This is a genomic window from Nostoc sp. UHCC 0251 (assembly GCF_034932245.1).
Lineage (GTDB): Bacteria > Cyanobacteriota > Cyanobacteriia > Cyanobacteriales > Nostocaceae > Nostoc.
Genome location: NZ_JAYGHD010000119.1, coordinates 2,605 through 11,890 on the forward strand (window position 1 = coordinate 2,605; position 9,286 = coordinate 11,890).

The 9,286-nt window shown below is 40.6% G+C and carries 9 protein-coding genes and 1 pseudogene; 6 read left to right on the top strand and 4 right to left on the bottom strand.

The window, feature by feature from the left end:
• Nucleotides 1-88: 88 nt before the first annotated feature.
• The 4 genes from VB740_RS14400 to VB740_RS14415 all read left to right on the top strand — a co-directional run bounded on the left by VB740_RS14400 (nt 89) and on the right by VB740_RS14415 (nt 2,207).
• Nucleotides 89-211, top strand: a complete 123-nt coding sequence (locus tag VB740_RS14400) for a hypothetical protein (RefSeq protein ID WP_323200668.1) — start codon at nt 89-91, stop codon at nt 209-211.
• A gap of 61 nt (nt 212-272) precedes the next feature.
• Nucleotides 273-932: a DUF488 domain-containing protein gene (locus VB740_RS14405; protein ID WP_323200669.1), complete on the top strand. Its 660-nt coding sequence runs from the start codon at nt 273-275 to the stop codon at nt 930-932.
• Nucleotides 925-1,371, top strand: coding sequence for a DUF488 domain-containing protein (locus VB740_RS14410; RefSeq protein ID WP_323200670.1), 447 nt, complete (start codon nt 925-927; stop codon nt 1,369-1,371). The genes VB740_RS14405 and VB740_RS14410 overlap by 8 nt, the downstream gene beginning before the upstream one ends.
• The gene (locus VB740_RS14415) at nt 1,359-2,207 is read left to right on the top strand and encodes a dual OB domain-containing protein (RefSeq protein ID WP_323200671.1); all 849 of its coding nucleotides are present in this window, start codon (nt 1,359-1,361) and stop codon (nt 2,205-2,207) included. The genes VB740_RS14410 and VB740_RS14415 overlap by 13 nt, the downstream gene beginning before the upstream one ends.
• Before the next feature lie 30 nt (nt 2,208-2,237).
• Here the strand turns inward: VB740_RS14415 and VB740_RS14420 are convergent.
• Nucleotides 2,238-2,396, bottom strand: a pseudogene (locus VB740_RS14420) (ABC transporter ATP-binding protein); the annotation flags it as partial.
• Between the two features lie 226 nt (nt 2,397-2,622).
• Between VB740_RS14420 and VB740_RS14425 the strand changes: the two are divergent.
• Nucleotides 2,623-3,201 carry a Uma2 family endonuclease gene (locus VB740_RS14425; RefSeq protein ID WP_323200673.1) on the top strand — a complete coding sequence of 193 codons (579 nt, stop codon included), beginning with the start codon at nt 2,623-2,625 and terminating at the stop codon, nt 3,199-3,201.
• 294 nt (nt 3,202-3,495) lie between these two features.
• On the opposite strand, the gene VB740_RS14430 is transcribed toward VB740_RS14425, so the two are convergent.
• The 3 genes from VB740_RS14430 to VB740_RS14440 all read right to left on the bottom strand — a co-directional run bounded on the left by VB740_RS14430 (nt 3,496) and on the right by VB740_RS14440 (nt 7,161).
• Complete coding sequence (locus tag VB740_RS14430) at nt 3,496-3,804, bottom strand: hypothetical protein (protein WP_323200674.1); 309 nt, start codon at nt 3,802-3,804, stop codon at nt 3,496-3,498.
• Between the two features lie 276 nt (nt 3,805-4,080).
• Nucleotides 4,081-6,330 (bottom strand): adenylate/guanylate cyclase domain-containing protein, encoded by a 2,250-nt coding sequence (locus VB740_RS14435; RefSeq protein WP_323200675.1) that lies wholly within the window; start codon nt 6,328-6,330, stop codon nt 4,081-4,083.
• A gap of 69 nt (nt 6,331-6,399) precedes the next feature.
• Nucleotides 6,400-7,161 (bottom strand): DUF928 domain-containing protein, encoded by a 762-nt coding sequence (locus VB740_RS14440; RefSeq protein ID WP_323200676.1) that lies wholly within the window; start codon nt 7,159-7,161, stop codon nt 6,400-6,402.
• Between the two features lie 486 nt (nt 7,162-7,647).
• Here VB740_RS14440 and aroA point away from each other — a divergent pair, with 486 nt between their 5' ends.
• Nucleotides 7,648-8,928 (top strand): 3-phosphoshikimate 1-carboxyvinyltransferase, encoded by a 1,281-nt coding sequence (gene aroA / locus VB740_RS14445; protein WP_323200677.1) that lies wholly within the window; start codon nt 7,648-7,650, stop codon nt 8,926-8,928.
• Nucleotides 8,929-9,286: the final 358 nt, after the last annotated feature.

A 9,286-nucleotide genomic window follows, 5' to 3' on the forward strand; every position in this document is an offset into this window, starting at 1 on the left:
TAGGCTGTGAAGCAAAGGATCTCAAGTTTTGCATAAGCCTTGGTTCACTTCAAGACCATGAGGAATTATTCTGAAATCCAGTAGTGGCATGGAAACAAAAAGAGGTGGACAGATTCTCCGCAACTCCTTTAACATTGAACAGTTTGGGGTAGCATGGATAACAGTCGTTGAAAGAGAAGATGTTATGGCAACGATGCTTGTGGATGGTTGAATTGGAAAAGATGGGAAAAGCTATGCTATTGATAATTTAGATCCGCAATTGGTGTTCTGTTATGGAACTATTCACTATTGGTCACTCAAATCACAGCATTCAAGCTTTTATCGAGCTTTTGCAAAACCATGATGTAACTGCTGTGGGTGATGTGCGATCGCACCCCTATAGCCGTTACTTACCCCATTTTAACCGCTCACTGCTTAAAGATTCCCTCTCAAGTGCAAAGATTCATTATGAATTTTTAGGGCAAGAACTGGGGGCTAGACCAGAAAATCCAGAGTGTTATGTTGATGGAAAAGCTGTATATGAAAAGATTGCTGCTACTGAGTTATTCAGCAAGGGCATTAAACGTGTACTGAGAGGTGTCAAACGTTATAAGATTGCCCTGATGTGTGCAGAAAAAGATCCGATTATTTGCCACCGGGCGATTTTAGTTTGTCAACATTTGCGAGGTGGGCATAATTTGGCAATTAATCATATTAAAAGTAATGGAGATTTAGAATCACATCATAAACTTGAAGACAGATTATTAGCTAAATATGGGTTAAAAAAATTAGCTCTTGTACCAGCTTCAGTTCAATTATCTCTTTTTGGTGATATTCCATCTAATAATCAGCCCGATAATTTGCTATCAAAAGAGGAATCTATCCAAGAAGCCTACAGGTTGCAAGGTGATGAAATTGCCTATGTAGAAAAAAGAGGAAGTGAACATGAATAATTCCATTAACTTATTCACAATCGGTTTTACGCAAAAAACCGCCCAAAAATTCTTTGAAACTCTCGTTAAATCTGGAGTTAAACGAGTTATAGATACACGACTGAATAATGTTTCTCAATTAGCAGGATTTACGAAAAAGTCAGATTTGGAATACTTTCTACAAAAAATTGGCAATATTGAATATACTCATATTATTGAACTAGCACCTACAAAAGAGATTTTAGACGAGTATAAGAAAAATAAAGGTGATTGGGCAGTTTATGAACAGAAGTTTATCAAGTTGATAGCTGAACGAGAAATTGAGAGGAAATTTAAACCAGAAATATTAGATGGTGGATGTCTTTTATGTAGTGAAGCTAAACCCCATCAATGTCATCGTCGCTTAGTAGCAGAATATTTAAGTGGCAAGTGGGGAAATGTCAAAATATGTCATCTTTGAAGAAAATTGTTTGTCTTGCCAATTCTAAGAAAAATGGTGAGCGCTGCATTGCTGGCATTGATTTGGATACTGGTAATTGGATTCGTCCAGTATGTGCTCGTGACGGTTATTCTAATGATGGTCGAGTCCCAAGAGACGTTCGACTTGTGGAAAGAAGAGAACCGGAATTATTAGACATTCTGGAAATACCTTTAGCGGATGAAGGTAATAACTTTGACTTTGAAAGTGAGAATTTAACCATACTATCAGGAGAATGGAGACTATTAGGCAAAGCTAAACCGACTGATGTATTTCAATATTGTGGAAACTATGCTTATATTCTTCATAATCGCAAGAAATATGTCAATGTGTCTGAACTCCAATCTCTACCTTTTTGGCAAAGACGTACACTACAGCTACTTCATGTTGTCAATTTGTCTGTAGAGTCTCAAGGAATCAAGCAGTGGAAAGGTTCACTAGAAACTGCTTCTGGTCAAAAGTTAACAGATGCTAAAATTACTGATCCTATTTTTATTGAAAAACTAGAAACGGGATACCAAATCACAAATGATTATTTAGTGACAGTTAGCTTAGGTATGCCTTGGGCACATGATAATTGGGAAGGTGAACCTCCTTGCTGGAAACTCATCGCGGGTGTGATAGATTTTCCTATATCTGCAAATCAACAAAGTGATTTAATTGCTCAAACAGATAAGGAAATAGAGCGAATAGGTTGGGATGTAGTTCAAGGACGTAAGTATTTGCAGCAAACTTTTAATAAGATATCCCGCCAACAGTTGACTTTGGAGGAATTAACCCAATTCTTGAATTATCTTAAATCTATCTCTGATGATTAGATAATCAATATCTGAAATAGCTAATGCTTATTCTTGATCGTAGGTAACAAAAATTGCTGAAGTACTGACCGCTTTGAGAATATCGCGCACTTCTTCTCGCAAGCGCAACCTAATTTGAATATCAAGATTGCTCAAAGTTTCATTTAAAAGCATAAGTTGGGGTTGGGGCGCTAAAGCACGTGCGATTGCTCGATTCCTTAAAAGTAGGCTGTGAAGCAAAGGATCTCAAGTTTTGCATAAGCCTTGGTTCACTTCAAGAGCATGAGGAATAATATTGACTCGTGTAATTTATATGCTTACATCCCCCAGAGTCAATACTGTGGAAAATTCTGGAAATAGGGACTAAGTAGGCTTAGTCTCTCATATTTGCGATCGCATAAACTAAAATTAAGCATCTTTTACCCATATAACACCTATGGTTCAGTCTTCTAATCAACGCCTAACTCTAGAAGAATTTCTCGCACTTCCCGAAGGAGATATTACATACGAGTTTGTTAACGGTGAAGCTGTACCCAAATATAAAGATAATCAAATGTCACCAAAATTTTTTCATGGCTCGACTACTGGTGCTTTATTTATACTATTGTCTGCATGGGCACAAGCAAAGGGTCGGGTTGTGATTGAATGGGCAATTAAACTAACACGAAATCAACAAGATTGGATGCCTGTAGCCGATCTGACCTATATTTCTCATAATCGTCTTCCTGCTGATTGGCTATTAGACGAAGCTTGTCCTGTCGCACCTGAATTAGTCATCGAAATCATTTCACCTGGCCAAACTTTTGGTGAAATTGCAGAAATTGCGACTGATTATTTAAATGCTGGTGTTTCTCGTGTTTGGGTAGTTGATACAAAAGCTAGAACTGTAACTGTATTTGCACCATCTTCTTTGCCGATTACTTATCGTTCTCATCAAATAATTACTGATGATTTGCTACCACAATTGGAAATTACCCCTCATACAATCTTTCAACAGGCTGGATTAAATCCCTAAAGTTTCATTAGGAACAATAAGAATCTAAATTATTACTAGTAACTTGGATTATTATTTTTTGCCGAAAGTAATAAAAGAAGGATAAGGTTAAAATAAAAATCCCTGCCAACTTTGGCAGGGATAGCAGTTATGAGCCAATACGCTTGGGTTAAGGATAATTGTAGGTTGGGTTGAACGAAGTGAAACCCAACATTTCCGGGAGTTTGTTGGGTTTCGTTCCTCAACCCAACCTACGCAGTTTAAGGTTTTTGGCGCTAACTGAACTGTATTGAGTTAGGAGCTAAAGCTTTTCTGCTAACTGCTAACAAAATCTTTGTGGGCAGCGACAAGCATCTGAGCCTGCCTTAAAACGTTTCCGAATAAATAAAAAGGAATCTGCCAAGCTGCAACGGTAACTTCTTTAACTATATCCTGTACACTAATTGCGATTAATTCATGCTCTGGCGGTTCTCCCTCAACTGTACCAGACCAAGTAAAAGCTAATAAGAAATCATCGTCTCCAGGCAAAGAGGCAATTAAACATTCTTCTGGTGTCGGCTGGCAAATGATTCCATGATCATTTGCAAGTTCCACTAGTTTTTGAAAGTTATTTACGTTTGTCATTTGTCCTTGGGATGTAATTCAATTTCAGTTCTAGAAAAAACATATTTTTATCTCCATAACTCAACTTAGTTGCTTCATACTATAAATTAAAAATTACGAATTATTAAGGAGTTATTGGAGTTGAATCAGGCTTAAGTCCAAAATCTTACCGCGATCGCTTGGTTGTATCAGCAACAATTGCTACTGTTTTAAAAAAAGCTGAACTACCTACTTTTTCGGTTGACTCTATTTACATACACCTCCCTTTGTTATGATTTCAATATTGATGCCTTAATCTTACCTAGGCTGACGGAGTGCATTGAGAATTGCGATCGCTTTTGGGGGAACAGCTGTAAACCGAAGCAGAAAAAGATGCTCGTCAACATGAGATTGTTCGATCACCTTGGCATAGATGTATTCTTCTTCTGTAGCCACGTTTGGTTCAATTAATAACTTGAGTTTGAGATTACTCAAGAGTTCTAGAGAATGTGGCGATGTCTGCTGACAAGACGCTGGGCGTCTACGCAATTGCGCCTTTTTTTCTGAGAGGCTAATCAATGCTCCCAAAAATACTGTTCCCACTGCATGTTTTCCCTGCAAAATGGTGTATTCCACAGGGACTTCTTGATTGAGAATGATAATTTTATCATCATCATCAGGCAAGAATAAATTATATTGACCGCCAATGCCACGAATTTCACAAATTGTCACAGGGTGTTTTATTCCCTTAGGTTCTATTCGTAGCTGTCCAGCAATTTGGAGGTCAATATTGGCATCCTTACAGGTATTTTCAGAAATTAAAATCTGTCCTCCCACGGTATAAGACTCAATTCGGGCAGCTAAATTAACATGACTGCCAATAACTGTATATTGAGCACGTTTTTGAGAACCAACATTTCCTGCTACAGCCTCGCCGGTATTAATCCCGATTCCCATTTCCAGGATTGGGAAATTCATTTGCTGATTTTGTTCGTTCACTTGCTGCATTGCTAATTGCATCGCAATAGCACAGGCGATCGCTCTTTGAGAATCATCGTTGCGACTAATTGGCGCACCAAATATCACAAAAATCCCATCACCCATAAACTCATTAATTGTGCCTTTATACTGGTTAATCACATCTGTCATTGTTCCCAGATAAAGATTCAAAATTTTTACTACTTCTTCGGGAGGCAATTGTTCAGAAATAGCTGAAAATCCTCGTAAATCAGACACGAGAACCGTAACTTTTCGACGTTCTCCCCCTAGCTTTAATCCAGATGGAGTTTCTAGGATATTGGCGACGATTTCATCAGTTAGATAACGACCGAGGGTTTTTCGCATCTCAGTAGCACTTTGAGCAATATACTGAGTGAGTGCGATCGCAGAACCTGCGAATGCCAGCAATGAAGGGACAACCGGAATCCACCAACCAGCTAAAAACGCCAGAAAACTGCCAGCAAGTAAACCGCCACCCGCAAGACTTACACTGACAGCCATGAGGGTTTTCTGATTACTACTGTGGCGTTGCAGCCAACACAAGCTAGCACCAATAATTGACCAAATCAAAATTGATAGCCATTCTAGCGACTCAGGTAAACACTTGATTAGTGGACGGCCTTCTATTGCCGCACTTAAAATTTGACTAATTAAATTAGCATGAATTGTTACACCCGCCATCCGTTCTGGGCCAGTCAATAGATTACTGCTGTAAGGGGTATAGAATAAATCCTTCAAACTCTCAGCGGTAGCACCAATTAATACCACCTTGTCTCGCATTAAGTTTCGTGAGATTTGATTCTCTTGGACTTCGCTTAAAGAGACTTTAGTAAACTGCTGTATCCCTCCTCGATAGTTCAACAGCACTTGGTAACTCCCCGCATCTGCTCGGATGTAACCGCCATCATTAGCTTCAAAAATCGGGAAAACACCCCGCTTTAACTGCAAGTAATTAGAGTTAGTTGCTGATGGCTTGGCGGTAATACCTTCAGGTTTTAAGTACAACAATGCCAGTTTTAACCCAAAGCTTTCGAGAATCTCGTCATTATTTAAATTTACGTACAATAATCCTCGCCGAATTTTGCCATCTCCATCTATCGGTATATCATTCGATCCAACTTGATGAAGTTGCTTCAGTTCTGGAGAAGAATCAACCGCCGAACTATCAATAGTATCAGAGACTTTTTGTACCCCAATCAAATTAGGAGTAGACTTAAACACCTTAAGTAAGTCTTGATGACCGGGATTGACGGGTAAATCACGATAAATATCTAAACCGATGGCTCTGGGTTGCTGCTGTTTGATTTTCTCTAACAAACGAGCAAGATTTCCATCAGACATAGGCCACTGTCCCTGCTTGCGGATATCTGCTTCATTAATCTCAACTATGACGATGCGGGTATCAACCGACTCTCGTGGACGGAGGAGAAAAAATTGATCCAGTGCTGCCAATTCCAACAATTGCAGTAATCCTGTCAAGCGTAGTGCAATTACCAAGGCTGTAATATTGGGAACAGCAAGTAAAACACCCCGCCATTGCCAGATTTGCGGTTTCAGCTTTGCCCACATAATATTTAGTGCTGAGTGCTGAGTGCTGAGTTAGGAGTTGGGAATTCTCTTTGTGCCCAATGTCCTTGTTTAATTTGGTAGTGAATTCTTAGATGTGCAACAATCAATCAATGGTTCTGAAGCGATCGCACTTAAACCTACTGACTTGAAAAATTGTCTCCAATCCAGCCTTGCTTTAAAATTATTCGGCTCAGTCCGGCGTAGCTGCACCAAACTAGTCAACGCTTCATGCCAAATCCCAGCTTCTGCATAAATGGTAGGCAACTTGTACAAATTTGCCTTTGCTAACGCTTCCGACAAGGGTGATCTTGGTTGAGTGCGTTCCACCCAACCATCTACAGTGGGATTTCTACTGAAGTCTTGAGTATCACAAACAATTGTTAGATACCAATGATAAGTTTTACCTAAAGCGAGTCCAGGGGCACTGTCAGGAAGTTTGAAGCTCAAAATCCCTGGTTTATTCGGTAGTGTAAAAGATGTTTCATAAAATATGTTCTGGTCTTCAGCTAAGAGTACAAACTTGGCTGTTTTGGCTTGAGATGGAGGTACATGCCAGAAAAATGTTGGACGTTGAGCAAATGTCAGCCCTAATTTATCTGGAGGCATTAAGGGAGTTATTAGTTTTTTCCCTGTTAGGCAAGAACTACCACGGGTAGAACCACCAGCGCTTGCAGGAGGTTTTCCCCGCTGTGGCGGCTTAAATGTCTGACTAATTTGCCAAGTTTTATTAGGATGGTATGACTGAGCCTGTACCTGTGCGGTTAAAGCAGAAAGCAAACACAAAGGTAAGGAAAAGGCTACAAAATATAGAGATGGTTTAATCCATTTCATATTGATAATGCCTAAGTTCTAGATTAGTCAGGTGAATAAATCAAGTATTCCCAAAAGTAGAGTCAGATTTTCCACTCAAGTCCGAACCATTCGGCATCTGACTTTTCCCTCTTAGAGCGTCGGGAAAGGGCTTAGTTTTTCGTGGGCTTTTCCAGATGACCTGAAAAGTCAGATTTGGCATCGGCCAATCATTCAACAGTGAACAGTTGACAGTTATCAGTTGACAATTACCTCTCCCTAGAAGTGAGAGGATTGGATTAGTGGAACTTTTTTTATTTTTTCTCATTTTAAGGAGAGGTCTTAAACCTTGAATGAAACAGTTGTCAATTATCAATTGTTAATTGTCAACTGATAATTCTTCTTCCCCTACCTCCCCTGCCCCCTCTGCTTCCCCTGCTCCCCCTGCCCCCTCTGCCCCCTGCCCCTTTTCGTCACAATATGGCAATATATAAAAGTTGTAGCTAACCGCCTACGTAGAGGTTTAACGTGGATACCATTGCAATTCCTGCTCTAAATCGGCCAGTGGATGCCACGGTAGAAATTCCCGGTTCTAAAAGTCTTACCAATCGGGCGTTACTTGTTGCTGCTTTGGCGCAAGGTGACTCAATTTTAGAAAATGCCTTATTTAGTGAAGATAGCGAATATTTTGCCAAATGCGTAGAGCAATTGGGCATTCCCATTACTTTGAATCCTCATCTAGCACAGATTCAAGTCACGGGAAAAGGAGGTGACATTCCAGCTAAACAGGCAGATTTATTTGTGGGTTTGGCAGGTACAGCAGCACGGTTTATCTCGGCGCTGGTGGCATTGGGTAACGGCGAATATCGCCTAGATGGCGTTCCCCGGATGCGAGAACGGCCGATGGGTGACATGTTGACAGTGCTGCAAACGGGTGGAGCAACCGTTAACTTTGAGGGAAACTCTGGGTTTATGCCCTACACCGTCTATAGCCAAGGATTCGCTGGCGGAAATTTTCGGTTGAAAGCCAACCAAACCAGTCAGCAACTTTCGGCATTGCTGATGATTGCGCCTTATGCTCAAAAAGATACGCTCATTGAGGTTGAGGGGACATTAGTTTCTCAATCTTACGTTAAAATGACCTGTCGTCTGATGGCAGATTTTGGCGTTGAGGTGATTCAAATCGGCGATAATCAATTTCAGATTAAAGCGGGTCAACGTTACCAAGCTCGACATTACACAGTAGAACCCGATGCGTCAAATGCTTCTTACTTTTTTGCCGCCGCCGCCGTCACGGGTGGACGGGTGCGCGTCAAACATTTGACGAAACAATCGTGTCAGGGTGATATTCTCTGGCTAGATGTTTTAGAACAGATGGGTTGCGAAGTTAAAGCTTCGGATGATTATACCGAAGTGACAGGGCCGGAGCAATTGCAAGGCATCGATATTGATATGAATGATATATCAGATTTGGTGCAAACACTAGGAGCGATCGCGCCCTTTGCCAGTTCACCGATTACTATTCGGAACGTGGAACATATTCGATATAAGGAAACCGATCGGATTAAAGCTGTGGTAACAGAGTTGCGTCGGTTAGGAGTCAAGGTTGAAGAATTTCCAGATAGACTGAAAATTGAGCCTGGCCCTATTACCCCGGCGGCGATTGAAACCTATCACGATCATCGGATGGCGATGGCTTTTGCTGTTACTGGCTTGAAGGTTCCAGGGATTGTGATTAAAGATCCTGGCTGTACAGCGAAAACCTTTCCAGATTACTTTACCCGATTTTTCCAAATGTTAGAACAATAAGAGATTGAATAGTATTTTCGTCGTTTAGGTAGGCAACAGGCAACAAAAAAAAGGTTTTTGTGTTACGCGGAGTTTTTTGAAAAATCAGATATAGAACTCATATTTGATTTTTGCGAAGCTAAGTACACCTCAAAATGGGGAGCATCCACTTTCTCCTGCCCTCTGCCTTTTTTTGTAAGTTTTTGCACGGGTATTCCTGCGTGACAATTCTGAATTGATGCAATGCATCACAAAGTTGACTGTCATATTTATCGAACAGAATTCAGGAGTCAGGAGTCAGAATTCAGTTGGGTATTCTGTATGACTGGCGGATAGCGCAGCGTAAAGCCTTCTCTACGAGACGCTGCGCGAACGGCAT

What these genes read in the sequence shown, in the direction of transcription:
- VB740_RS14425 (WP_323200673.1), top strand. Translation starts at nt 2,623, where the DNA reads ATGGTTCAGTCTTCTAATCAACGCCTAACTCTAGAAGAATTTCTCGCA.
- VB740_RS14440 (WP_323200676.1), bottom strand. Translation starts at nt 7,161, where the DNA reads ATGAAATGGATTAAACCATCTCTATATTTTGTAGCCTTTTCCTTACCT.
- VB740_RS14400 (WP_323200668.1), top strand. Translation starts at nt 89, where the DNA reads ATGGAAACAAAAAGAGGTGGACAGATTCTCCGCAACTCCTTTAACATT.
- VB740_RS14410 (WP_323200670.1), top strand. Translation starts at nt 925, where the DNA reads ATGAATAATTCCATTAACTTATTCACAATCGGTTTTACGCAAAAAACC.
- VB740_RS14405 (WP_323200669.1), top strand. Translation starts at nt 273, where the DNA reads ATGGAACTATTCACTATTGGTCACTCAAATCACAGCATTCAAGCTTTT.
- VB740_RS14430 (WP_323200674.1), bottom strand. Translation starts at nt 3,804, where the DNA reads ATGACAAACGTAAATAACTTTCAAAAACTAGTGGAACTTGCAAATGAT.
- VB740_RS14415 (WP_323200671.1), top strand. Translation starts at nt 1,359, where the DNA reads ATGTCATCTTTGAAGAAAATTGTTTGTCTTGCCAATTCTAAGAAAAAT.
- VB740_RS14435 (WP_323200675.1), bottom strand. Translation starts at nt 6,330, where the DNA reads ATGTGGGCAAAGCTGAAACCGCAAATCTGGCAATGGCGGGGTGTTTTA.